Annotated in this window: 25 protein-coding genes and 1 pseudogene; 16 read left to right on the top strand and 10 right to left on the bottom strand. The window is 53.1% G+C overall.

The window, feature by feature from the left end:
• The first annotated feature begins 12 nt into the window (after positions 1 to 12).
• Positions 13 to 1065 carry a hypothetical protein gene (locus tag QYE77_RS13720; RefSeq protein WP_315626005.1) on the top strand — a complete coding sequence of 351 codons (1053 nt, stop codon included), beginning with the start codon at positions 13 to 15 and terminating at the stop codon, positions 1063 to 1065.
• A gap of 27 nt (positions 1066 to 1092) precedes the next feature.
• Positions 1093 to 1728, top strand: coding sequence for a hypothetical protein (locus tag QYE77_RS13715; protein ID WP_315626003.1), 636 nt, complete (start codon positions 1093 to 1095; stop codon positions 1726 to 1728).
• A 114-nt stretch (positions 1729 to 1842) separates the two neighbouring features.
• On the opposite strand, the gene QYE77_RS13710 is transcribed toward QYE77_RS13715, so the two are convergent.
• From QYE77_RS13710 to QYE77_RS13700, 3 genes are read right to left on the bottom strand one after another with little or no spacing between them, the layout of a single operon-like run.
• Entirely contained in the window at positions 1843 to 3303 is a 1461-nt protein-coding gene (locus QYE77_RS13710; RefSeq protein ID WP_315626002.1) for a phosphoglucomutase/phosphomannomutase family protein, read from the bottom strand.
• A gap of 38 nt (positions 3304 to 3341) precedes the next feature.
• On the bottom strand, positions 3342 to 4529 hold the full coding sequence (locus QYE77_RS13705) for an SH3 domain-containing protein (RefSeq protein WP_315626001.1): 1188 nt from the start codon (positions 4527 to 4529) through the stop codon (positions 3342 to 3344).
• Positions 4526 to 4996 (bottom strand): HAD family hydrolase, encoded by a 471-nt coding sequence (locus QYE77_RS13700; protein WP_315625999.1) that lies wholly within the window; start codon positions 4994 to 4996, stop codon positions 4526 to 4528. Before QYE77_RS13700 ends, QYE77_RS13705 begins: the two co-directional genes overlap by 4 nt.
• 53 nt (positions 4997 to 5049) lie before the next feature.
• Here QYE77_RS13700 and QYE77_RS13695 point away from each other — a divergent pair, with 53 nt between their 5' ends.
• Complete coding sequence (locus QYE77_RS13695) at positions 5050 to 6060, top strand: type 1 periplasmic-binding domain-containing protein (RefSeq protein ID WP_315625998.1); 1011 nt, start codon at positions 5050 to 5052, stop codon at positions 6058 to 6060.
• Here QYE77_RS13695 and QYE77_RS13690 read toward each other — a convergent pair.
• Positions 6039 to 6686 carry a sugar transferase gene (locus tag QYE77_RS13690; protein WP_315625997.1) on the bottom strand — a complete coding sequence of 216 codons (648 nt, stop codon included), beginning with the start codon at positions 6684 to 6686 and terminating at the stop codon, positions 6039 to 6041. The two genes, QYE77_RS13695 and QYE77_RS13690, sit on opposite strands and share 22 nt — an antisense overlap.
• A gap of 128 nt (positions 6687 to 6814) precedes the next feature.
• On the opposite strand from QYE77_RS13690, the pseudogene QYE77_RS13685 reads away from it, so the two are divergent.
• The 9 genes and pseudogenes from QYE77_RS13685 to QYE77_RS13645 form a co-directional block, all read left to right on the top strand.
• A pseudogene (locus QYE77_RS13685) lies at positions 6815 to 7015 on the top strand (Rdx family protein); the annotation flags it as partial.
• Complete coding sequence (gene trpS / locus QYE77_RS13680; RefSeq protein WP_315625995.1) at positions 7012 to 8001, top strand: tryptophan--tRNA ligase; 990 nt, start codon at positions 7012 to 7014, stop codon at positions 7999 to 8001. The pseudogene QYE77_RS13685 and the gene trpS, both read left to right, overlap by 4 nt.
• Positions 8001 to 8438: a D-aminoacyl-tRNA deacylase gene (gene dtd, locus QYE77_RS13675; RefSeq protein ID WP_315625994.1), complete on the top strand. Its 438-nt coding sequence runs from the start codon at positions 8001 to 8003 to the stop codon at positions 8436 to 8438. Before trpS ends, dtd begins: the two co-directional genes overlap by 1 nt.
• A gap of 116 nt (positions 8439 to 8554) precedes the next feature.
• Positions 8555 to 9178 (top strand): translation initiation factor IF-3, encoded by a 624-nt coding sequence (infC, locus tag QYE77_RS13670; RefSeq protein WP_315626138.1) that lies wholly within the window; start codon positions 8555 to 8557, stop codon positions 9176 to 9178.
• 97 nt (positions 9179 to 9275) lie between these two features.
• Positions 9276 to 9515: a large ribosomal subunit protein bL35 gene (locus tag QYE77_RS13665; protein ID WP_315625993.1), complete on the top strand. Its 240-nt coding sequence runs from the start codon at positions 9276 to 9278 to the stop codon at positions 9513 to 9515.
• Positions 9516 to 9592: 77 nt separating this feature from the next.
• Positions 9593 to 9943 (top strand): 50S ribosomal protein L20, encoded by a 351-nt coding sequence (gene rplT / locus QYE77_RS13660; RefSeq protein WP_315625992.1) that lies wholly within the window; start codon positions 9593 to 9595, stop codon positions 9941 to 9943.
• 105 nt (positions 9944 to 10048) lie between these two features.
• Positions 10049 to 10657, top strand: coding sequence for a macro domain-containing protein (locus QYE77_RS13655; RefSeq protein ID WP_315625991.1), 609 nt, complete (start codon positions 10049 to 10051; stop codon positions 10655 to 10657).
• The gene (locus tag QYE77_RS13650) at positions 10587 to 11426 is read left to right on the top strand and encodes a TrmH family RNA methyltransferase (RefSeq protein WP_315625990.1); all 840 of its coding nucleotides are present in this window, start codon (positions 10587 to 10589) and stop codon (positions 11424 to 11426) included. Before QYE77_RS13655 ends, QYE77_RS13650 begins: the two co-directional genes overlap by 71 nt.
• Positions 11423 to 12652, top strand: coding sequence for a DUF711 family protein (locus tag QYE77_RS13645; RefSeq protein WP_315625989.1), 1230 nt, complete (start codon positions 11423 to 11425; stop codon positions 12650 to 12652). The genes QYE77_RS13650 and QYE77_RS13645 overlap by 4 nt, the downstream gene beginning before the upstream one ends.
• Here QYE77_RS13645 and QYE77_RS13640 read toward each other — a convergent pair.
• The 6 genes from QYE77_RS13640 to QYE77_RS13615 all read right to left on the bottom strand — a co-directional run bounded on the left by QYE77_RS13640 (position 12636) and on the right by QYE77_RS13615 (position 19077).
• Positions 12636 to 13361 (bottom strand): hypothetical protein, encoded by a 726-nt coding sequence (locus tag QYE77_RS13640; protein WP_315625988.1) that lies wholly within the window; start codon positions 13359 to 13361, stop codon positions 12636 to 12638. The two genes, QYE77_RS13645 and QYE77_RS13640, sit on opposite strands and share 17 nt — an antisense overlap.
• A gap of 17 nt (positions 13362 to 13378) precedes the next feature.
• Positions 13379 to 14284, bottom strand: a complete 906-nt coding sequence (locus QYE77_RS13635; protein WP_315625986.1) for a peptidylprolyl isomerase — start codon at positions 14282 to 14284, stop codon at positions 13379 to 13381.
• A gap of 82 nt (positions 14285 to 14366) precedes the next feature.
• The gene (gene groL, locus QYE77_RS13630) at positions 14367 to 15998 is read right to left on the bottom strand and encodes a chaperonin GroEL (RefSeq protein ID WP_315625985.1); all 1632 of its coding nucleotides are present in this window, start codon (positions 15996 to 15998) and stop codon (positions 14367 to 14369) included.
• Positions 15999 to 16020: 22 nt separating this feature from the next.
• Positions 16021 to 16320 (bottom strand): co-chaperone GroES, encoded by a 300-nt coding sequence (gene groES, locus QYE77_RS13625; RefSeq protein ID WP_315625984.1) that lies wholly within the window; start codon positions 16318 to 16320, stop codon positions 16021 to 16023.
• Between the two features lie 155 nt (positions 16321 to 16475).
• Positions 16476 to 17813, bottom strand: a complete 1338-nt coding sequence (locus tag QYE77_RS13620; RefSeq protein WP_315625983.1) for a tetratricopeptide repeat protein — start codon at positions 17811 to 17813, stop codon at positions 16476 to 16478.
• A gap of 16 nt (positions 17814 to 17829) precedes the next feature.
• Entirely contained in the window at positions 17830 to 19077 is a 1248-nt protein-coding gene (locus QYE77_RS13615) for a tetratricopeptide repeat protein (RefSeq protein ID WP_315625982.1), read from the bottom strand.
• 122 nt (positions 19078 to 19199) lie between these two features.
• Between QYE77_RS13615 and trmD the strand changes: the two genes are divergently transcribed.
• The 4 genes from trmD to QYE77_RS13595 all read left to right on the top strand — a co-directional run bounded on the left by trmD (position 19200) and on the right by QYE77_RS13595 (position 23669).
• Positions 19200 to 20003: a tRNA (guanosine(37)-N1)-methyltransferase TrmD gene (gene trmD / locus QYE77_RS13610; protein WP_315625981.1), complete on the top strand. Its 804-nt coding sequence runs from the start codon at positions 19200 to 19202 to the stop codon at positions 20001 to 20003.
• On the top strand, positions 20000 to 21277 hold the full coding sequence (locus QYE77_RS13605) for an SLC45 family MFS transporter (protein WP_315625980.1): 1278 nt from the start codon (positions 20000 to 20002) through the stop codon (positions 21275 to 21277). The genes trmD and QYE77_RS13605 overlap by 4 nt, the downstream gene beginning before the upstream one ends.
• A gap of 35 nt (positions 21278 to 21312) precedes the next feature.
• Positions 21313 to 22476 carry a uroporphyrinogen decarboxylase family protein gene (locus QYE77_RS13600; protein WP_315625979.1) on the top strand — a complete coding sequence of 388 codons (1164 nt, stop codon included), beginning with the start codon at positions 21313 to 21315 and terminating at the stop codon, positions 22474 to 22476.
• Between the two features lie 155 nt (positions 22477 to 22631).
• Complete coding sequence (locus QYE77_RS13595; protein WP_315625978.1) at positions 22632 to 23669, top strand: BMP family lipoprotein; 1038 nt, start codon at positions 22632 to 22634, stop codon at positions 23667 to 23669.
• Positions 23670 to 23692 lie beyond the last annotated feature (23 nt).

Raw genomic sequence — 23692 nt, 5'->3', positions numbered from 1 at the left:
GGAAGAATATCAATGACCATGGTACTACCTGCTCACCATATCCTCCCACTTGCTCACCTGCGTCGGCTGCGACTGTTGAACGGCAAGGGACGAGTGTTGGTGCGCCCAGGCCAAATGGTCGAAGCTACCGATGTTATTGCAGAAGCCCCCGCGCCTGGCCAACACTTGCTTCTGGATGTGCGCAAAGCTCTTGGCGTTCAACGTGTTTCTGAGGCAGAGCGGCTTATCGAACGCCAGATAGGCGAACGGGTTGAAAAAGGGGATATCTTAGCCCAAACCCGCGGCCTTTTCGCCCGCATTTTACGGGCTCCGGTTTCAGGTCAGGTGGTAGCCATTTATAAAGGACAGATCCTGCTTGAGACTCAGCCCCAGCCCTATCGGCTTCTGGCCGGGCTGCCGGGCCAAATCGCCGAGGTTTTTCCCGAACGCGGTGCGATTGTAGAGACCCACGGTGCACTCATCCAAGGGGTTTGGGGCAATCAGCAAAATAATCACGGGGTGCTCACAATGCTTGCCGAAACCCCCGACGCACCCCTCAAAGCCGATATGTTAGATATGACCTTACGGGGCAGTGTTATCGTAGGAGGAACCTGTTACCAGGCCGAAGCCATAAAATCCGCGGCAGAAATTCCAGTGCGCGGGATAGTTCTAGGTAGTTTATCCGCCCCATTGCTTCCCTTAGCCACCAGCCTCAATGTGCCGCTCATCCTCCTTGAAGGCATTGGGCAAATCCCGATTAACCGCTTGGCATTTCAACTCTTGAACACCAACCAGAAGCGTGAGGTCTACCTTCAAGCGTCTTGGAATCCAGCACTGAGTGAAAAACCCGAAATCGTGATCCCGCTTCCTGCTGAGGGTAAAGAACCTGAAGAAGCGGTTGAGGTTGCTCCAGGAAGAATGGTTCGAGTAACCCTTCCCCCTTATGCAGGGGCCATTGGCAAAATCATTCGGCTCAATAGTGCAATAGTGCTCCGTAGTGGTCAGCGCATTCCCGCCGTAGAGGTGGAACTGGAGAATTCCCAAAAAGTTACCGTGCCATTATTCAATTTAGACATCATTGCCTGAAAAGTATATTAAAAGGAGAGGTGAACCATGGACTTTCGTAGTGATTTTGAGGATGAAGAGCAGGGCTACAACCAAGGATCATCCAACACCGAGAATTCTTTTGAGGAACCACCCGCTGAGGAAGAACCCGAAGGTGGTAGCCGGGGCCCCAACCGCAATTTCATTATCGCCGCTGCAGTCATCGGTGGAATTTTCGTTCTGGCGGTGATTGGGTTGATCGTTTTTGCCCTCATCTCAGCTAACCAGAACCGTGCCCGCCTACAAGAACAGGCGGCACAAATCAACGCCCAAAACACGCTGACGGCAATGTACGCCACCCAAACCGTGCAAGCCTTCACTCTGCAGCAAACCTTGCTCGCCCAGCCCACGCCTACCACTGCCGCAACGCCCGTGATTATCGTTCCTACGGCTACCCCGGTGCCGACCAACACCCTCTCACCTGAGAATATGGCCCGTACAGCCACCGTGGCAGCCTTCCTGACACAGGTGGCGCAGGCGGCAACCGGCACGCCTCAAGCCGTAGGCCCCACTCCGACCAGCACCGCCTTGCCAACGACGGGGTTTGCGGATGAAGTAGGGTTACCCGGCCTGCTCGGACTTGCGGCATTATTCATCATTGTGATTGCCATCACCCGCCGCTTGCGCTTCTCGACCACTCGCTAGGGAAATTCGAGCGCTCTCTCCTTCCCACTGAATCCCCTTTTCCCGCCGAATGATAAGGCAGGGGTTTATACAAACACCCCTGCCTTGCTTTAATGATCCGTTGAGTTTTTTGATTTAAGTCATTTGGTTTGCAACGTTTTCCCCATAAGCGAGAAGAGCGCGCACCATATCCGGAGATCGTCCTTCCGCATAAACACGCAACACCGGCTCAGTCCCCGAAGGGCGAATGAGCAACCAGGAATCATCTGCCAAAATATACTTGACCCCGTCTAAGGTACTGACCTGCACCACCGACTCACCCCCAATTTGGGCCGGGGCTTCATCTCTCAACCGTGCCGTCATCTTTTCCTTAGAAACAGGATGACGTAAACGCATATCCTTGCGCTCATAATACGCAGGTCCAACATCCTGGAGTAGAGAGTCCACTAGTTCGACCAGCGTTCCACCCGACTGGGCGACCATTTCCACGATCAGAAGTCCCATCAGGATCCCGTCGCCTTCGGGGATATGCCCTTTAAAAGAAATTCCTCCCGATTCCTCACCCCCGATGAGCACATCTTCGCGCAACATGTGATCAGCAATATGATTGAAACCGACCGGCGTCTCATAAAGCGGCAATCCATACCGCGCAGCCAAACGATCGATCATGCGGGTTGTTGAGACGGTGCGTACCACGGCTCCCCGCAAACCACGCTTTTCCACCAGATAACGTAACGCCAACGCCATGATTTTGTGCGGGTCCACAAAATTGCCCCGCTCATCCATAGCGCCAATGCGATCCGCATCGCCATCGGTCGCCAAGCCAAAATTACCTGCCCCGGTACTGATCGCGCCGGCTAAAGCGCCCAGGTAGCGTGCAATCGGCTCCGGATGCACACCACCAAAACCGGGGTTCATTTCACCCCGAATTTCAAACACTTCACAGCCTGTTCCTTGAAGCAAACTGCGAATAACCCCCCGCCCCGAACCATACATGGAATCCACCACAATGCGCTGCGGATTCTCGGCAATGGCATCAAAATCAATCAGATGACGTAAATGGTCTCCATAAGCAGGAATGGGATTGAAACGTTGAATGAGTTTGAGTTGGCGCGCCTGTTCATAATCCATCAAGTTAGGTCCACGTCCCTGGGCCTCGTTATCGTTAAGATAAATTTCAACCCGCCGGCACTGTTCTGGTGAAGCCGAGCCGCCAAAGGCCGCCTTAAGTTTTACCCCGTTATAGCGGGGGGCATTGTGCGAAGCCGTGATCATTACCCCACCAATGGCTCCCAAATGGCGCACCGCAAAAGATATTGCCGGCGTGGGCGCATCGGCCTGGCTGAGATAAACCGTAAACCCATTCGCCGCTAACACCCGTGCCACTTCCTGTGCAAAACGGTCCGAAAGAAAACGAGTATCAAAGCCTACCACCATGGTTCTAGGGTCTACGTTCATCCCTTCCCCCAGGCCGTTAAGCCATTGATCTGAAGCCACTGCATCCGCAATGGCTTGTGTCACCAGGCGCAAATTATGAAAGGTAAAGGTGTCCGAGATAACTGCACGCCAACCATCGGTACCAAAATGTATTGTCATCGTTCTATACCTCTCCCAATGTCAGAAATTTTGTGAATTTACCATGCCGGCATGGGCGTAGCCGTAGCAAGCAAGGATTGCATGATCCAACCTTCAACCCCCTGCTGGGTGCGAATCTTAACCCATAGAACTCCCCCTTCTCCCGCTACCGGATCAGAGATCACCTGCACCAGGGTTTCATTCAGTAATGACGTCAATACCTGACCATTTGGTGATTCGCGCACAAATGCCCCCCCTCCAACCCGTGCCGCCACCCGTGCCCATACCGGGGTAGGTACTGACGTGAAGGTCGCCGATGGGGTCAGTGAGGACTTTAAGGGTGCCTGCGTGGTGGGCGTGGGAGGAAGTGGGGTTGGAGTTGCCAGTGGGCGGGGCGAGAAGGTTGCAGTAGGTTGCATTATAACGACGGTCGTCCCCGTTGGGGTCAAAACAGATTTTGGATGGTTTTGAACTGGTACACCGGGAATTATGTTGGAGAACCCGACAATTCCTACCAATAGAATTACCCCTAAACCATATCCCCACACGCGGGGGCGCCAACGCAACACCAGAAACGTGCACCAGGATACAAACCATATTGTAAAAAGATGCAAGCCGGCCGTCCGTATGCCACTTGTAAAGAGCTCCGGTTTGTGTCCTCCCCATCCATAGCCAGCGACCCCCAGAGGCAATAAAAGACCATAGGCCAGCACCAGGTTAACCACCAAAGGGCGTTGACGAGGTGCCCGGGCCAGCAAGAACGTGATTAATGCACTCCCCAGGGCAGTAATAACCCACTCTAACCCACCCCAGCGTCCATAAAAGCCGATCAAAGCAGGTTGCCAGCCAGGTGAGAGCATGGTCTGAAGCCACCCCGAAACAGCCCCTGCTCCCAGAGTTGCCGCCCCTATAAAGAGCAAACCGCCCAGCGTATTGAGCAGAAACGCAGTCGTTCCCCCAAAGACGACCAGAAGAGCCCCGAACACCGGCCCGAGAAAGGGACTGACCAACAGTGCCATAAAATACATAACCGGGGTATCGGATACAAAGGCTACCCCAAGCAATAAGGCGCACAACAGAGCTGCCAGGTAGAAATCAAAGCCTGCGCTTAACTGATGTTGCAAATTTTCCAACCGCGCCTCCCAGTCCCGTCCTTTGGGTGTAGACCGAGTGCGCGGCGAAGGTTGAGGCCCTACAGCCTGGGGCTCGGGTTCTGGTGGAAGCGGTTCGCTCGTTGGCAGGTTCATTGGCGCAACGTAGCCACAAGTCTCATCGGGCGTTCCAAAAGTTCAAGCGCCGTTAGGATATCCGGCACCACAACATCTGCCGCCAGCAAGGTGGGAACAGCCACCCCTTCGCGCGATAAAACACAAATACCCAGACCCGCCTCGCGTAACATCTCGGCATCATTCGCCCCTTGCCCAATGGCAACAACGCGCTCTGCGCCTAACTGGCGAACAAAAGCCGCCTTCTGAGCCGCTTCGTTCCCCGGCGTCAAGCGCACGGCTTTGAGGTTCAGATGGTGATCAATCGCAGTTTGCCGACCATGGGTATCAGCTGTGATCAAGTGGATGGCTAAGCGGTCGCGTAATAGATTCAAACTGCGATACACCCCATCAATTAATTGACCATCCAGGGCCAGGGTCCCATTAACATCACAGACCAGGTGCTCCAATTGAAGCGTTCCACGACCAGGGATTCTGAGTTCAATCATGCGATTATTATAATACAGAGCATCCTGATGATCTTCGCGGTAAAATAAGCACTATGCGCAATCCAAAACTCGCCCCCTTAATCCTATTCGTTTTACTTGTTACCCTGGTGGCGTGCGCCCCCGCCGTATCCTCGCCATCACTCATATCCACCGAAACAGCACCTGCGTCCCCATCTTCTACTGAAATACCCTTAACCCCCACCCCGACTACCTCTCCCCGTTCAAAGGTGATAATCATCAGTGAGGGCAATCCTTGGGAAGATCGTGTCATTACCTGGATCCGCGAACGGACAACCAGCCAAGGGTGGGAGATCGAAGTTCAGAGCAACGCTCAAATCAACGCTGGCGACTCAAGCACAGCCCTGGTCGTTCTTCTTTCCTCAACTTTCGATGTCAATGCCCTTGTCGCCCAACATCCTGATCTCCCATTTATTTTTATCGCCAATGCCCCCCTACCGGAATCGCCTAACCTCACCCAAGTACTTCTACGCGACGACCACCTTTATTTTTTGGCCGGTTATCTTGCAGTGCTGATTGCACCCGATTTTCGCGCTGGCGCCTTACTTCCCGGGGATGCAGATACCACGGCTCAGGCGTTCCGCAACGGTGCTTTCTATTTATGTGGACGCTGTGTGCCCGCTTATGGTCCTATCGTTACCTTCCCTGTCTCTGCGAGTCTCACTCCTAATGCTACCGCAGATACGTTACAAACCACATTGGCTGACCTTAACAAGAATCGCCTGGAGACACTGTTTGTCCCCGCGGATCTGCTTATCCCTGACTACCTGCCGGTGCTTGAATCAACCGGCTGGAGATTGCTGGGCACCGCGCTGCCTCAGAAACCGCCATCGAACTGGGCTGTCACGGTTACGTTTGACCTTGAGCAAGGGCTGGAAACGGCATGGCAAGCCGCGTTGATAGAAAAACAAGCCACAACCATCACAGTCCCCATTACATTAAAAGATATCAATGCCCAGTGGCTTACCCCCGGACGGCAAAGGTTAGCCGAACAGGTTATCAAAGACCTTCAAGCCGGTTGGGTCTATCCTTTGACGCCTCCTTGATCCTGTGCAGAAGACCCCATGAATTCTTCCATGGTTGCCTGTCCTGGCTGATTGATTCCCTCGCGCCGCAGGACTTTCCAGACCGTCAAAGCCAGGATTTTTAGGTCCAGCCATAATGACCAGTGATCAACATACCAGACGTCTAAACGGAACTTGTCTTCCCAAGAGAGCGCATTACGCCCATTAACTTGCGCCCAACCGGTTATTCCCGGTAAAACATCATGTCGTCGCATCTGTTCCGGGGTATAGCGCTCCAGATAAGCCACTAAAAGCGGGCGCGGCCCCACCAGGCTCATCTCCCCACGCAAGACATTAAAAAGTTCGGGTAACTCATCCAGCGAAGTCGCCCGTAAAAACTGCCCCAACGGCGTCAGGCGTTGCGCATCCGGAAGTAGGTTACCGTTGGCATCATAGGCTTCGCGCATCGTGCGAAATTTATATAATTTAAAGATCCGTCCCTTATAACCAGGCCTCGGTTGACAAAAAAAGACAGGCGGACCATCGAACAGCAAAATAGCCAGGGCAATCAATCCCATGAGGGGCAATGCAATAACCATCCCCAAAAGGACCAACAACAAATCTAATACACGCTTTGACCAAGGGATACCTTCGGGAAACCAGTGCATCGCTTTTGCATTTTACCAAACTCCGCGCTTGGATTATAATTTTTGCCACACTAAATCCGAAGAGGGAAGGAACAATGTTGCTTAGGATTAACATCGAATACTGCGCGGTTTGACACTACACAGATCGCGCCATCGGTCTGATGGCTGAATTGTTGAAGAATTTCGAACCCGAGATCGAGTCCATCACGGTCATCCCTTCAGACGGTGGACGGTTCGAGGTCACGGTAAATGATCATCTGGTTTATTCCAAACTAAAGACCGGGCGACACGCCGAACCGGGTGAAATCTTAACTTTGGTGAAAAAATTTTTACAGGAAGGACAAGGATGAATCAGAAAAAAGGTCGTGTCTTTTCCGGGGCTCGCCCCACAGGCCGCCAACATCTTGGCAACTACCTGGGCGCTATCCGCAATTATGTAGCGCTCCAGGAAGATTATGACTGCATTTACTGTATTGTAGATGTCCACGCCCTGACCACACTAGAAACTACGCAGGAACTGCGCCAGAACACCTATGAGATGGCGCTGGATTGGTTGGCCGCCGGGATTGACCCTGAAAAAAGCATCATCTTCGTGCAGTCACACGTGCCACAGGTCATGGAACTGCACACCTACCTTTCAATGGTCACCCCATTAGGAAAGTTGACCGACCTTCCTACTTTTAAGGAAAAAGCACGTCAACAACCCCATAACGTGAATTACGGGCTGGTAGGCTACCCGGTGCTGATGACCGCTGATATTGCCCTTTACAAAGCCAATCTGGTACCCGTAGGGTTAGATCAAGCTCCTCATATCGAGTTCGCGCGCGAAGTCGTGCGATCTTTTAATTACCGCTACAATACCCAGGTGCTCATTGAGCCAGAGATGAAGGTGACTGAGGTGCCCAAAGTCCTTGGTATAGACGGCCAACAAAAGATGAGCAAAAGCCTTAACAACCACATCGAACTTGCCGCAACACCTGAAGAAACCCTACAGCGGGTGATGCAAATGGTCACCGACCCACAACGGGTGCGACGTACCGATCCCGGCAACCCCGATGTATGCAATGTCTTCACCATGCACAAAGTTTTCTCCAAACCCGAGGAAATCGAAATGGTAAATATCGAATGCCGCCGCGCCGGCATCGGGTGCGTAGATTGTAAGCGTCTCTTGGCCCGCAACCTCAACGAGCACTTGGCACCGTTCCGCGAAAAACGGGCTGGTCTTGCTCAAAACCCAGACACGATTTGGGACATCTTACACCAAGGCGCCGCGCGAGCGCGCGTGATCGCCGAACAAACCATCCGGGAAGTCCGTGAAGCAATTGGGTTACCCTGATGCGGGCACTGCTCCAACGCGTGCGTGAAGCTAGTGTTCAGGTAGAGGGCCAAACCGTGGCCCATATCGGGCCTGGTTTCGCCATTCTGCTGGGCGTGGGGCTAGAGGATACTCCCGAGAAAGCGGCCGCTCTGGCACGTAAGATTGCTTTTTTACGCGTCTTTGAAGATGACGCCGGCAAGATGAACCTTTCTATCCAGGAGGTGAAAGGGGAAGCGCTAGTCGTCTCCCAGTTCACCCTTTATGCCGATACGCGAAAAGGGAATCGCCCATCATTTACTCAGGCTGCCCCACCCGATGTGGCTCGTCCTCTGGTAGAGGCTTTCGTAGAACAACTGAAATCCTATAGCATCCCCGTGCAACAAGGCGTTTTTGGCGCCCATATGCTCGTGAATATTCTGAACGATGGTCCGGTGACCATCTGGCTCGAGCAGTAGAGGGAACATTAATGAGGTCAAGCTCCCTGCAAATTTCAGTTGACATGCTCAAAACAGGTATGGTAATATCTAATTACAATCGGTCCGTTGCCACGGACTGATTTGATTACCCCAAAATTCCAGCGAGGAGAAAGGAGAGAACCATTAGCACGACAAATTACCGCGTAAACGAGGCGATTCGCGTCCCAGAGGTGCGTCTGATAGGGCCCAATGGCGAGAATCTGGGGGTCGTGCCCATTGAAAAGGCGCTCCGAATAGCACGCGAAGCCGAATTAGATCTGGTTGAAGTCGCCCCCACCGCCAACCCACCCGTATGCCGGGTGATGGATTTCGGCAAGTTCCTCTACGAGAAAACCAAAAAAGAGCGTGAAGCCCGCAAGGCCCAGACCAAGATTGAGGTCAAAGAAATCCGCTTGCGCCCCAAGACCAACGAACATCACCGTTCCTTCAAAACCCGGGATGCGCGGCGCTGGCTGCAAGAGGGCATGAAGGTCCGCGTGACGATCCGCTTCCGCGGGCGAGAGATCACCTATCCTGAAATTGCATTAGAGGATCTTAAGGAAATCGCAGCCGAATTGGCCGATGTTTCGGTCATTGAACAAATGCCCACCCTTGAAGGCAAAGCCATGACCATGGTATTGGCGCCGGCTAAAGGTGGGAAAAAGAAGGCGACCCCAACATCCGGGGCTGAGGGCACCCCCAACCCCCAAGTCGAGGCCAAGGACACTGCGAGCGCCTGAATTCCTCTTTTTCCCCACAAGATGGCTTTTTTTATGGTATAATGCGCCTTCGCGCATCGTTACCTGCCTTATCTTTTTGTGAGAGGAGATGTGAGCCGTGCCTCGCAAAGTAAAACCAGGAAAGAAGTTTAAACTCAAAACCCATAAAGCAACTGCTAAGCGTTTCCGTTTAACCGGATCGGGTACCCTGGTACGGACCAAGGGGGGTAAAAGCCACCTGCGTCGCCGCACCTCCAAACGCACTAAAGCCCTCTTCACCGAAATGATCCCGGTCCAGGGGAAGAAGATCATCCAGCGGATTCATCGCTTGGCACCGTACCTCGAGAAAAACGATTAATTCTATTCATGCGGCTGCTGGGTGTTCGCAACGGGTGCTAAAGCACTGGCGCCCAGGGGTTCGCAAAGGAGAGTGTTATGCGTGTAAAAGGTGGTCCACACAGCCATCTGCGACACAAGAAAGTGCTCAAACTCACCAAAGGTCAGTTTGGCACCCGCCATCGTCTCTTTCGACGGGCAAACGAGGCAATGCTCAAGAGCCTGTGGTATGCCTATCGCGATCGGCGACAGCGCAAGCGCGATTTACGCAAGTTGTGGATTGCGCGGATAAACGCTGCCGCGCGGTTGAACGGCACTACCTATAGTCGGTTAATTTATGCCTTGCGGAAGGCCAACATCAACCTCAACCGCAAAGTCCTGGCTGACCTGGCCGTCCGCGACCCACAGGCATTCGCTGCGGTGGTGGCAAAAGCACAAGCCGCTTTGTAACCGCCAAAACAAAGAAGGCAGGTAAGAAAACGTGGGGTCTGCAATCTACCCCACGTTTTTCGTTGTCCGCTGTGCTATAATTTTTTACCGCAGCGAGGCACAAGAATGGGATCCCAAATCAAGTCTCGGTATGTGTTTCCCGGTGGGCAATGCCTGGAAATTGCCCAAGGTGATATCACCGCTGAAGATGTAGAGGCCATTGTTAATGCCGCCAATGCCATGCTTCAACACGGAGGTGGCGTAGCAGGTGCTATCTTACGCAAAGGGGGACCGCAAATTCAAGAAGAAAGTGATGCCTGGGTGCGCGAGCATGGCCCGGTCACCCATGCCAACCCGGCTTACACCCACGCCGGGCGATTGCCATTTCGATACATTATCCACGCCGTTGGACCGGTATGGGGGGAAGGCGAAGAGGCTCAAAAACTCCGCGCTGCCATCCAGGGTAGCCTGCACCTGGCTGAAACATTGGGGCTACAATCATTAGCCTTCCCAGCCCTCTCCACCGGGATCTTCGGTGTACCCAAAGCGTTTGCAGCCCAGATCTTTTTTCAAACTATCCACGACCACTTCTCCCAGAATCCTCAATCTCCGATCAGGCTAGTTCGGATCACCCTCTACGATGCCCCTACCCTCGAGGTTTTCCTTGAAGCCTTCGAAACCTGGCGAAATACCCAATCGGTCTCAACCAGAGCCGGTGATTCACTCCCGTCATAATGCACGTTTCCGTGAAGTACGCGCTTTAATTGAACGCCGGCACGAGCGGGAGGAAAAGGGGTTATTCGTGGCCGAAGGTGTTCGCCTATGCGAAGAAATTGTCAGGGCTGGGTGGCATCCACAGTACGTGCTCTACAGTGAACAACTTAGTGAACGCGGCCAACGCTTGTTAGATCATTTTCGCTCCCAAGGGGTGACCCTGCACAAGGTGAGCCCAGAGCTAATGGCAAGCCTTGCGGATACCGAAACCCCTCAAGGCATCTTGTGCGTGCTCCCCATTCACTACCTCACCTTTCCCACCCATTGGGATTTTGGACTGGTTTTAGACGGGATAAAAGATCCTGGTAACGCTGGTACCTTGCTTCGCACCGCCTGGGCTGCCAAGGTAGACGTGGTCATCACCATTCCAGGGACCACAGATTTGTTCGCACCCAAAGTGGTACGCGCAGCCATGGGAGCCCATTTTTATCTCCCCATTCATGAGTTAAAATGGCCTGAAATCGAAGCGCTGGCCAAGCAACGCACTCCTCAACCCGCACGCGTTTTACTGGCTGAAGCGCAAGGAGGTATCCCTTACTGGGATTATGACCTGCGCCAGCCCTTACTCCTGGTTATCGGTAGCGAAGCCGAAGGCCCCAGCCCTGAGGCACACCACTACGCAGACACCCGGCTAACTATTCCCATGCCGGGCCAGAGCGAATCTTTAAACGCAGCGATAGCCGCGGCCATATTGCTTTTCGAAGTCGTTCGTCAGAGGCAAACATCATGAAGGTTCGTGCGATCACCTGCTTTTTTGACCCTAACTTACAAGAACCCGTTTCGACAATACGCCATCTAGGACACCTGAGCCAAAGCCTCAAACAACGGTTGCAAGAAGCCGGCATTGAAGTCCAAACCTGCCGCATCGCCACGACCCCTTTCCCGCTCTGGCTTGACCTCACCCACACCCAACAGGCCATTCACCAGATCAAAGAATTGGAAAAAGAAGCCATAGATCAGGGATTCGATTATCTTGGCATTGGCCCGGCACTGCTCACGCACCCCATTTCATATGCTCTGGTCATTCCGGTACTTGATCAATTCCTTCACACCTTCGTGGCAGCCCAAATCGCAGACCCCAATTTGGGTGTGTCTCTTAAAGCATTGCGTGCCTGCGGTGAAATCATCCGCCAGGCTGCTACATTAACCCCTGACGGTTTCACCAATCTTCGTTTCGCCGCTCTGGCAAATGTCCCCTCGGGAACGCCCTTCTTTCCGGCTGCCTATCATGCGGCAGGTCATTCTCCCGCTCTAGCGTTGGCCATCGAAAGCGCAGATGTGGTCTTAGAAATTGTCTCTCAACCCCTCACTTGGAATGAAAAACGGCGGGTACTTCTAGAACGTTTTGAGGCCTTTGCCACGAACCTTACAACCCAGATAACCCCCGTGCTTGACACACAGGCTACTTTTGCGGGGTACGACTTCTCACCCGCGCCCTTTCCCTCCCCCTCCTGCTCCATTGGCGCTGCCTTGGAACACATAGGCGCTTCGCGTTTGGGAAGCATTGGCTCGTTGAGTGCCGCCGCGCTCCTCGCCGAAACCCTGAGCCGAGGACGCTGGCTGCGAAGTGGGTTCAACGGGCTCATGCTCCCGGTACTGGAAGATACCACGCTGGCCCAGCGCGCCCTCGAAGGTACACTTACGATAAAAGACCTTCTTCTGTTCTCGGCAGTTTGCGGCACCGGCCTGGATACCGTCCCTCTGCCGGGCAACACCTCTGTGGCTCAACTCACTGCTCTACTTGCTGATCTGGCTTTTCTGTCAGCCCGCCTTCGCAAACCGCTCACTGCTCGCCTGATGCCGATTCCGGGCAAGGACGCAGGCGAGCCAGTGCAATTCGATTTTTCTTATTTCGCACCCGGGGGTGTCATGGCTCTGCCAAGCAGTTCGCTTTCAGAGGGGCTAATCGCCAATGATGAAGACATTTTCCTGGAAAGTTTTAACGCACCTGTTTAAAGTCAATTAAGATCAAATTCTTTTCGCAATCATCATACGTATCAAATGTAATTTGGGGTGAAAGGGGCAAATCCGCCTGATCTAACAATTGAATTGCCAGCGCCCCTCGCGAGGCTATAGGTGCATCGGCTAACGTAAACTCGTAACCCGAAGGACCATAAAGACTTGCCGTTCCGGTCAGACTGAACAAATTGACCATCTTACCCCCTAGATAACCTCGCAGCCAAACCCGTATACCCACTGCTGGGCGGCCTTGAAGATCAAAAACGCGCCCAGCCACACCCATCCAATCACAAGTGCGCTCAGGGTGATAAAGCGAAGCCGCAATTACATTCGGTTGATTTTGCACCGCAAAGGCATAACCATATGATGGTGTTGGCGTCGCCGTAGAGGCTACTTCAGGCAATGGGGTACCCTCGACAAGAGTCGGCTGGGGTGTAGGGGTAAAAGTTGGAACCGCGGTAGGTACTAATGTCGCTGCAGGTGTCTCGGTTAAATTCGAGGTGGATTCTAGAGACACTTCTTGCGTAGGAAGCACTAACAAGGTGGGTACAGGACGAGGTGGAAACGGGTTAAGCGGCGAATGGGGATTAATATAAATCAAACCAACAAAAAGGATCACACCGAAAATACCCAACCACACCAGTAAGGTTAGCACATTCCATAAAAGGTCTGGATCCCGCGGTGATTGTTCAGGCAACACAGCCATTCCCCAATCTCTTGAAATTATGGCACCCAGATTTCAATCTCTGCCGTCTGACGCCGTTCGTCTAACCATTGCTGCAAGGCCTGATGTTGGAGGACGCGTCGGGCATCAACGCTCAATGGGCGTTGAGGATCTCGGGCAATAAGTTTAAGAATGTGAAATCCCAGGTCAGTCTGAATCACAGGGGTAAATTGTCCCGGTTCAAGGGCGAAGACGGCGGCTTCCAATTCGGGTCGGGTCATATAACCGCGTGGGAACCACCCCAGATCCCCTCCAGTTACCGGATCAATTTGGAAGGCCAGAGTATCAAAATCGCCACCAGCCTGCAATTGACGATAATAAGCCTCCGCAGTAGACTGATCGCGGGTCAGAATCTGACGCACGTGAACTTGTTCGGTGGTCTGAGGCACGGCCTCTATGATCTGATCTCGTTGCCATGCCGCCGCCAGGGCACGCGCCAGGGCCTGACGATAATCCACCTCCGAATAGCCATGAGCGGTCAACCACTGCTGCCAGGCCACCTCGCCCCCCAGCGTAGTTTTCAGAGCCGAGATTTTCGTTTCGAGAACGGCCTCATCATCCTGGTAACCACTTGCATACGCCGCCTGTGCTAAGAGTAATTCATTTACAAACTCGTTGACCAATTTTTCGCGTTCGGTCGAAGCATCGAGCACCTGGCCTAACGCCTCAGCAGCCGCTCGTAAGCGCTGGCGTTCAGCGTTAAACTCGCGGAGAGTGATCCCTACCCCGTTGACCCGCAACGCCAGAGGTTCAGGCGTTACCGTTGGGGTTGGAACAGGGGTCAAGGTGGCCTCTGGACGTGACAACTCAACTGGTGTAGCGCTACCCTGGTTGGGGCTGCTTTGGCAGCTGCTTAGGCCCAGTAATCCGAGCACAATCAACAGATAACCCAATCTGCGCAACATCGTCCTGATTATACCCGCAAACGGTGAAATAAAATGGCCGTGGCAGCGAGTGCGCCACGGCCATCGTTCCATTCTAAACGGTTTAGTATTCGGGCATCGGCGGTGTCGAGGGCTTCTCTTTCTCCGGCACGTCCGTGATCAACGCTTCGGTCGTCAGGATCATGCCCGCGATGGAAGCCGCATTCTCCAACGCGCCACGGGTGACTTTGGCCGGGTCAATGACACCGCCCTTGACCATATCAATGTACTCCTCGCGCAGCACATCGTAACCGATATTCTTGTTGTTCTGCGCTTTCTGGGCCTGGCGGACGCCCTCCAGGATCACCGAGCCATCCTTGCCCGCGTTTTCCACGATCTTGCGCAGCGGCATCTCCAACGCCTTGCGGACGATGTTGACGCCCATCTGTTCATCTTCGTATTCCATCTTAACCTTATCGAGCGCAGGGATGGCATTAATCAGAGCAACACCGCCACCCGGCACGATACCTTCCTCAACCGCGGCACGGGTTGCCGAGAGGGCATCCTCAACGCGGTGCTTCTTCTCTTTCAACTCGGTTTCAGTCGCGGCACCCACGCGGATGATCGCTACACCACCGGCGAGTTTCGCCAAGCGTTCTTGCAGTTTCTCACGATCATAGTCGCTGGTGGTCTTCTCGATCTCAACCCGGATCTGCTCAATGCGGGCTTTAATCATCTTCTCATCGCCCTTGCCGCCCACAATGGTGGTATTGTCTTTATCCGCCACCACCTTCTCGGCGCGGCCCAAATCGGCAATGGTCGCAGTCTCTAACTTGCGGCCAGTTTCTTCCGAGATCACGGTCGCACCGGTGAGGATGGCAATATCCTGCAACATGGCCTTGCGGCGGTCACCGAAACCAGGCGCCTTGACGGCCAGCACGTTGAGCATACCGCGGAGCTTGTTGAGCACCAGGGTCGCCAGTGCCTCGCCGTCCACATCCTCGGCGATGATGACCAGATCGCGCTTGCCAATTTGAACCAGTTTCTCCAGGATCGGAACGATATCCGCCGCGGCAGAGATCTTCTTATCATGGATGAGGATGTAGGGTTCATTCACCACCGCTTCCATGTGCTCCGGATCGGTGATGAAATAGGGCGAGATGTAGCCGCGGTCAAACTGCATACCTTCAACGTATTCGGTTTCGAACTCCAGGCCCTTGGACTCTTCGACCGTGATGACACCATCCTTGCCGACTTTGTCCATGACCTCAGCGATCAGTTCGCCAATGGTGCGGTCCTGGGCTGAAATAGTCGCTACGTTGGCAATATCCTCTTTCGAGTTAATCGCAATGGCCTGTTTCTTAATTTCCTCCGAGACGGCTTTGGTAGCAGCCTCAATCCCACGCTTGAGTAGCATCGGATTGACACCCGCGGCGAGAGCCTTTAAGCCTTCGGTAACGATTGAGTGAGCCAGTAATGTGGAGGTCGTCGTACCATCACCCGCAATATCGTTGGTCTTGGTTGCCGCTTCCTTGAGCAGTTGTACACCCATATTCTCAAAGGGATCTTCCAGTTCCAGTTCCTTCGCCACGGTTACACCGTCATGGGTGATGGTGGGTGCACCGAATTTGCGATCTAAGGCTACATTACGCCCTTTCGGGCCCAACGTAGTTACTACTGCGTTCGCCAGAATATCAATACCTGCTTTCAGACGACGCCGTGCATCATCCGAGAAAACCAGTTGCTTTGCTCCCATAGCACGCTCCTTTCATGTAAGATTATTTGGTTTCGATAATGGCCAGAATATCGCTTTCGCGCAGGATGAGGAGTTTCTTACCCTCAACCTTCACTTCGGTGCCCGCATATTTGGCAAACAGCACCGTATCCCCAACATTGACATCCAACGGAATGCGCTTGCCCGATTCATCCCGATCACCCGGGCCAACGGAGAGTACTTTGCCTTTCTGCGGTTTCTCTTTTGCCGTTTCGGGCAATACAATACCCCCAGCAGTTACTTCTTCTTCTTCGATCGGTTCAACAACGACACGGCTACCAAGCGGCTTGAGATTGACACTCATAGATACCTCCCGTTCGAGAATTGGGTTGATTGATCCGACATTTTAGCACTCATGGCTCGAGAGTGCTAAACCGCCCTGTATCATACTCATCTTCAGAGCAGAAGTCAAGAGGTTTTAAGCGATTCTTATAAAACTCTGATACTTAATGGCGCTCTCTAAGGACGGGTGTAACCAAATGACTCACAAATGCGTTCACTCGGCTCAACAATGCCCATGACCACCGCGTCCTGCGCATAAGCCTGTCGCACCTCGGCCAACACTTGCATGGCCTCTGCACAGTAATTATTCGAAGGGCGATGCATTCCCGCCAGCGCTGCCCCATAAGTGTAGTAATACACCACAGTGCTATCGCTCAGTGGCAACCCCTGAATTGCCATAGGACGGTCAGTCTCAGGGTTACAGCGCCGCACCTCACACGATTCTTCCGCTGAGCACCCGCGCACCGCGCACTTCAGCGCTGGAATCGCGCTTTCGTAATTACGCGACTTGAAATAAACCATCCCCAACTGGCCATATACATCCGGATTGTCCGGGATCATCTCCAACGCCGCCCGCACATTCAGCGCTGCCGCAAAGAACTCCCCTTTTTGAGAATAGGTTTTCGCAATCGAGAGATAAGGAATAGGATCCTTAACTCCAAGGCGCTGGTTAATTTCCACGGCTTTCGCAAAGTATTCAAGCGCCTCGTCGTAGCGCTTCAACTGACGTAAATTGGCCCCAATGGCGATATATAACGGGGTGAAGTTAGGGGTAATCTTTATGGCTTGGAGATACTCCTGGATTGCCCCTTCGTAATTGCTCAAAGATTCCTGTACGTATCCACTCACCCGATGCACATCCATGAGAGATGGATCACGTTGCAACGCAATCTGGATATACTCTTCAGCCTGCCCCCACTTTTGCTGATCCACCAACACCTCAGTGTAATAGGCTAACGCCAACGCATTTTGGCTATCCAATTGCAGCGCGCGTAGAGCAGCCTGCTCGGCTTCCACCAGTAGTCGCGGCGCTTCCTCACCTGCTAGCACCGGGTTGGCATTCCAATCCAGCACAAACGCACGGATCGCATGAACCAAGGTATCATCCGGGTTCAGTTCTGCTGCCTTGTTGATGTTTTGTAAGGCTTCTTGAAGTCGCGTTTTACGTTCGGCGTCAGTAGTTAACAGGCTGGATGAATAGGTTTGGATGCGGGCCAGTTCAGCATACAAACGCGCATTTTGAGGATCAATTTGGGCCGCCTTTTGATAGGCTTCAATCGCCGCACCTAAGTTACCGGCTAAAAATTGCGTTTCGGCTTCCAAAGCGTAAGAATTAGCCGCACGCGTGGGAGTGGGTGTTGGCATAAATAAGGGCTGAATCGCACGTGCATCATAAGCACGCAAGAGCAACATTCCTCCTAGGATCAGGAAAGCCAAAACCACTACCCGGTAGGGGTTATCTTGGGGACGCCGCCGTCGAAATAGCGGCTTTTTTTCTTCTATTTTGAGCACCATAATTCTTATTTCACCTTCACGGGGTGGCAGACGGCGAAGGTGCAGCCGCTCCACTCACCTGACCACCACAAATATTAATAATTTCTTGCGCGTTGCTCACAGCAACATCTTCGTTGCTCACACCCTGTAAAAGGGCACGAGCAATCTGCACGGCTTCCTCACATTCACCCGTACGGGCTAAAGCCAACCCGTAGGTGTAATAATATTCCGAAATAGGATAATAATCCAAAGCCAGCCCCTGAACAGCCTGTCCATCCTCGCTGGTGCCCCCACGCACGGCAATGCGTAGATATTGAATTGCACGCACGTAATCCCGGGTGCGGTAGTAGATCACCCCCAGGTTGCCATAGAGATAGGGATCGGTAGGGGCATGGCTCAGCGCCTGTTCGGCATACTGCAATGCTCGCGTGAGTTCACCAGTTGCCAAATAGGTTTTCGAAAGGTACATATAAGGCAAGGGGTCTGTGGGCATCAACGGAATAGCATTTCCAAAGGCTTGAATGGCTTTGGGATAATCGGGAATAGCGCGGTAATTTCGCCCCAGCGCAAGGTACAAATCTGCAATATACTTGTTTTGGGCTATCGCTGCCTCAAATTCACGCGCCGCATCGGCATAATTGGCGGTCAACTCCAGCACCAATCCCCGTGCCCGATGCGTTTCGAGTAAATCTGGCCCCAAACTTTGTGCCTTGCGCGAAAGGTCTATGGCGCGGTTTAAGGTCACTAAATCCCCCTCACCGTTTTGCACCTTTAGCCCTAACACTTCTGCCAAGTAAGCGTAGGGAACGGGGTTATTCGGATCGAGTTCAATCGCCTGATTGAGTGCTGCCTCGGCTTGAAGATAATCACCCATCAGCCCCAAAGCATAACCGCGCAAAGCCAACGCCTGAGCATTGTTGGGATTCTGCAATAAGGCATTTCCTGCTGTTTCGAGGGCCTGCTGGTAGTTTTTCGTGTAAATATAGAGACGGGCCAGTGCCAAATGGTAGGCAGGATTACGCGGGTCTACTAAAAGCGCCTCTCGATAGAGTTGAATTGCAGGCAAAAACTTGCCCTGGCTAACCAGTTGTTCAGCCTCTTGGGCATAGGATTCAGGAGCACGGGTCGGTGTTGGAGTAGGTACGAAAAGCGGTGGGGTTTGGGGAACCACAAACTGATTAAAGTACAGCGCTGCTCCCACCAAAATCATCAAAACCACGACTCGTACCGGATTAGAACGGCGTCGCCGCCGATTGAGGTTAAAACGACTTCCTCGCAAATACATGTTTTCATCTTACCTTGCCCTAAAATTAACGTCAAGGATTGTACATTGAACGGGTAATAAACATAGATCTTCGTTCACGCCTAGGCTTGCCCATTCTACGGGGCTAGATATAAAATCAGGTTATGCGGTTTGATGTTTTTACCCTCTTTCCTACTCTCATTCAACCTTATCTCGAGGAAAGTATTCTCAAACGGGCCATTCAACGCGGCTTAATCGAAGTCCATATCCACAACATCCGTGATTACACCACGGATAAGCACCGCACCGCCGATGATACCCCCTTTGGGGGCGGGGGTGGTATGGTGATGAAACCCGAGCCCATTTTTCGCGCCGTAGAGACCGTTTTGGGGATTCCACCATCCTGCCCATTAATCTTACTATCTCCTCAGGGGCGCACGTACAACCAAGATATCGCGCGAGAATTGGCAACTCTACCTCAAATCGCCCTTCTTTGCGGTCATTACGAAGGGATAGATGAACGGGTTCGTGAGCACCTGGTGACAGATGAAATTTCAATCGGAGACTATGTGCTAACGGGTGGGGAGTTGCCTGCACTGGTCATTATTGATAGCGTCAGCCGTTTGATTCCCGGCGTGCTTGGTGACCCCGATGGGGCCATTGACGACTCGTTTGCCAGTGGTTTGCTAGAATACCCTCAGTACACCCGCCCAGCCGAGTTCCGCGGCTGGCGAGTACCGGAAATCCTTCTCTCCGGAAACCATGCCGCAATTGCACGCTGGCGGCGAGAGCAAGCCCTTTTGCGCACCTGGCAACGTCGCCCTGATTTACTTCAAAAAGCCTCTCTCAGTGACGCTGACCGCCAATTTCTTGAGCGGTTAGAGCAACAAGCAGGTTCGTCATCCCTCACATCTGACCAACCTGATTCCACATACCCTCCACCCGGAAAGGAAATCCAAAATCCATGAAACCGCGCTTCTCTTTCGGCAAAATCTTTTTGCTCGGTTTTGGTTTCTTCGGCGTCAGTGTCATTTGGAGCGTTTACAACGCTTACGTCCCCATCTTTCTGCACAATCGTTTTCATATCCCTCCCGGTATTATCGGATTTTTTATGACGCTGGATAACCTTACCGCGCTTTTCATTCAGCCCCCAGTCGGCGCCTGGTCAGATCGCTTACGCACGCCGATTGGTCGGCGTTTGCCCTTCATCCTGGCCGGAGCCCCAATCTCAGCCTTAGCCTTCGGTTTAATCCCCTTACAAACTTTTCTCCCCTTCTTTATGGCTTGCACCATCACCCTTATCCTCAGCATGGCCTTTTGGCGAACACCGGTGGTTGCCCTCATGCCAGATATCACCCCTTCCCGGTATCGCTCACAGGCCAACGGGATCATCAATTTTATGGGTGGTGTGGGCGCAATTATCGCCTTTTTAATCGGCGCAACCCTATATGAGATGAATCCCAACTACCCCTTCTGGCTAGGATCTGCACTAGTGATCCTGGCTACGCTCATGGTCTTTGCCTTCATTCGCGAACCCCAAGAGTATGAGGTCACCGACCAAACCCAACCCAGCCTGTGGCACGGCCTACGTCAAGTGATTGCAGCGGAAGAAAAGAGTGCCTTGCGCATCTTGTTGGCAATCTTTTTCTGGTTTGTGGCCTATAATGCCATCGAAGCCTTCTTCACCCTTTACGCCGTCAACCACTTGGGCATCTCAGAAGCAGATGGCGCGCGTCTCTTAGGACAACTCTCCCTCTTGTTTGTGCTTTTTGCCCTTCCGGCGGGTTTCTTAGGTAGTCGCTTAGGTCGCCGCAATACGATTATCAGCGGGATTATCCTGTTAACTTCGGTCATGCTGGTGCTCTTCTTCACCCCGGTTGCGGTGTTAAACACCTCTCTTTTCCGCTTACCGGTGGTCGGCAATGTACCCGTCGCCGGGTTGTCGCTTATGGTTGCGGGAATCGCTTGGGCGCTCATTAATATCAACTCGTTGCCCATGGTGGTGGACATGACTGACGACCTTCATATTGGCACCTACACCGGTCTTTACTACTTGTTTTCCACCCTTGCCGCCATCGTCGGCCCCAACCTCAATGGCTGGATCATTCAATTAAGCGGCGAGAATTACGCCCTGATCATGATTGTGGCTCCTATCTTCATGATGATGGCATTGCTGATGATGCTGGGTGTGCGCCGCGGTGAAGCCAAAGCCCACCGCCCTCAACCGGTTCCGGCCGACTGACCTGCGGTGCATCTTGTTGGGGAGGATCTGTTTTCATGCCCCTGACCCCACGTGAGCGGGTGCTAACTGTTTTAGCCCACGAGGCACCGGATCGAGTTCCGATTTTTATCGGAGCCGATCTCACCACCGGCATTTTATCCCAAGCCTATCTCAACCTCAAAACATATCTGGGATTAGCGCCCACCATCAATGCCTATCTTTATGATTGGCCCGAACTGGGCGCACCACGAATTGAAGAAGTGGTGCTCGAACGCCTGCACAGCGATGTCAGGGGCATTCAAGATCGTTTCCCAGCCTCCACATATCAGCGCAATCGTGCCCGTCCCCCGGGCAGCCCCTACTGGGATGATTGGGGGGTAGGACAAACCGAGATCGCGCCGGACTTTTACTACCCCAGCATTCACCCCCTCGCCCAAGCCCAGACCCCGGAAGACATTCTGTCTTATCCTCACTGGCCGGACATGGATGATCCTTCACGTTACGCCCATCTCTCTGCAGAGGCTGCCCAACTTGCGCAAGACAATTACTACGCCATTGTTGCTGCCCCCTGGCTCATTGCCCCCCTGGAACGCGCGTGCCAACTGCAAGGAATGGAGACTTTTTTGGTCAATCTGATCGAAGGCCCGGATTTGGCCCAAGCCCTGCTTGAAAAGATTAAGTCGTTATGCATAACTCACCTGGGACATTTCCTTGCGGCATTGGGGAAAAACGTTGACATCCTTATCCTCGGTGACGATCTCGGTGCTCAAAATGGCCCTTTGATCTCCCCACGTCTATATCGCCACACCCTTAAACCCATTCACGCCGAGATCATTGCCTTTGCCAAAGCCCATAGCCCGGCAAAGATTTTCTTTCATTCCGATGGTGACATCAGTGCCTTCTTGGATGATTTCGTTGAGATCGGCGTGGATATCCTCAATCCAATTCAAACCAGCGCAGGGCAAATGGGAAACCTGGGTGACCTTAAGCGCCGTTATGGAAAACATCTCATCTTCTGTGGTGGCATTGATACCCAAACCGTGCTTTCCACAGGGCGACCCGATGAGGTGCGGCAGGAAGTGAAGCGCGTCATCGAGATTCTGGGGGAAAGTGGTGGTTATCTCCTCGCCGCTGTCCATTCCATCACCAACGAGGTGCCGCCACAGAATATTCTGGCCATGGTGGACGCTGCACTGGAATTTGGATGTTACCACCATTGACGATACCCTTTGATAAGACCAAATCCATGACATCAGTCACTTGCAACCTTTTGTAATCAAGCATATACTAAAAACAGCCCTTGGGGAGGGAAAGAGAGTTCACTTGTCTCCCCAAAATACAAAATCCCATAATCTGGTAAGGAGGAGAAATCCACATGCAAAAGAAGGTATATCTCATTTTTTCCGCACTGATCGTGCTTGCGCTGGTCTTGGCAGCCTGCCAACCTGCTGCCACCCCCACTCCCGCAGCGAAGAAGGTGAAAGTCTGCCAGGTCACCGATGTGGGTGGGATTGACGATAAATCCTTCAACGCTACCGCATGGAAGGGTGTTGAAGACGCGGTTGCCAAACTGGGCGTTGAGGGCAAATACCTCGAATCCCAGCAGCAAACCGACTACGAGAAAAATATCAATGCGTTCCTTGAAGAGAAGTGCGATCTTATTATCACGGTAGGCTTCTTGCTCGGCGATGCTACTAAAGCCGCCGCAGAAAAGAATCCGGACCAGAAATTCGCCATCGTAGACTTCTCTTACGATCCTCCTCTGAATAATGTCCTGGGCCTGACCTTCGCCACCGACCAGGCAGCTTTCCTCGCTGGCTATGCCGCTGCGGGCGTGACCAAGACTGGCAAGGTAGGAACCTTTGGCGGCATCCAGATCCCACCGGTTACCGTTTTCATGGATGGCTTCGCGCTGGGCGTACGCTATTACAACGAGAAGCATGGCACCAATGTGGAAGTACTGGGTTGGGATCCCGAGAAACAAACTGGTCTTTTCACCGGCAACTTTGAAAGCACTGATGATGGTCGCCAAATGGGCTTGACCCTGATGGATGAGGGCGCCGACATCATCCTGCCCGTTGCCGGCCCGGTTGGTCTTGGTACGGCTGCCGCTGTTCAGGAACGAGGTAACGCCTGGATCATCGGCGTGGACACCGACTGGACGGTAAGCGCTTCCCAGTACACCCCCATTATCCTCACCTCAATCATGAAACGCATGGATAACGCCGTGTTCGCCGCTGTTGAGCAGGTGGTGAACGGTACCTTCAAGGGTGGGGTCTATGTCGGCACGCTGGAGAACGAAGGCGTCGGAATTGCCAACTTCCCCGCCGGTGTGGTTTCCGACCAATTGAAAGCCGAATTGGATCAGGTCAAGGCTGACATCATCGCCGGCAAAATCAAGACCACGCCGTAATCCTAGCAAGACGCTTGACAGAG

Source organism: Thermanaerothrix solaris, from assembly GCF_032334255.1.
Classification (GTDB): domain Bacteria; phylum Chloroflexota; class Anaerolineae; order Anaerolineales; family Anaerolineaceae; genus Thermanaerothrix; species Thermanaerothrix solaris.
Note: the sequence above shows the minus strand (reverse complement) of the source record. Positions and strands in the feature narration are given on the sequence as shown.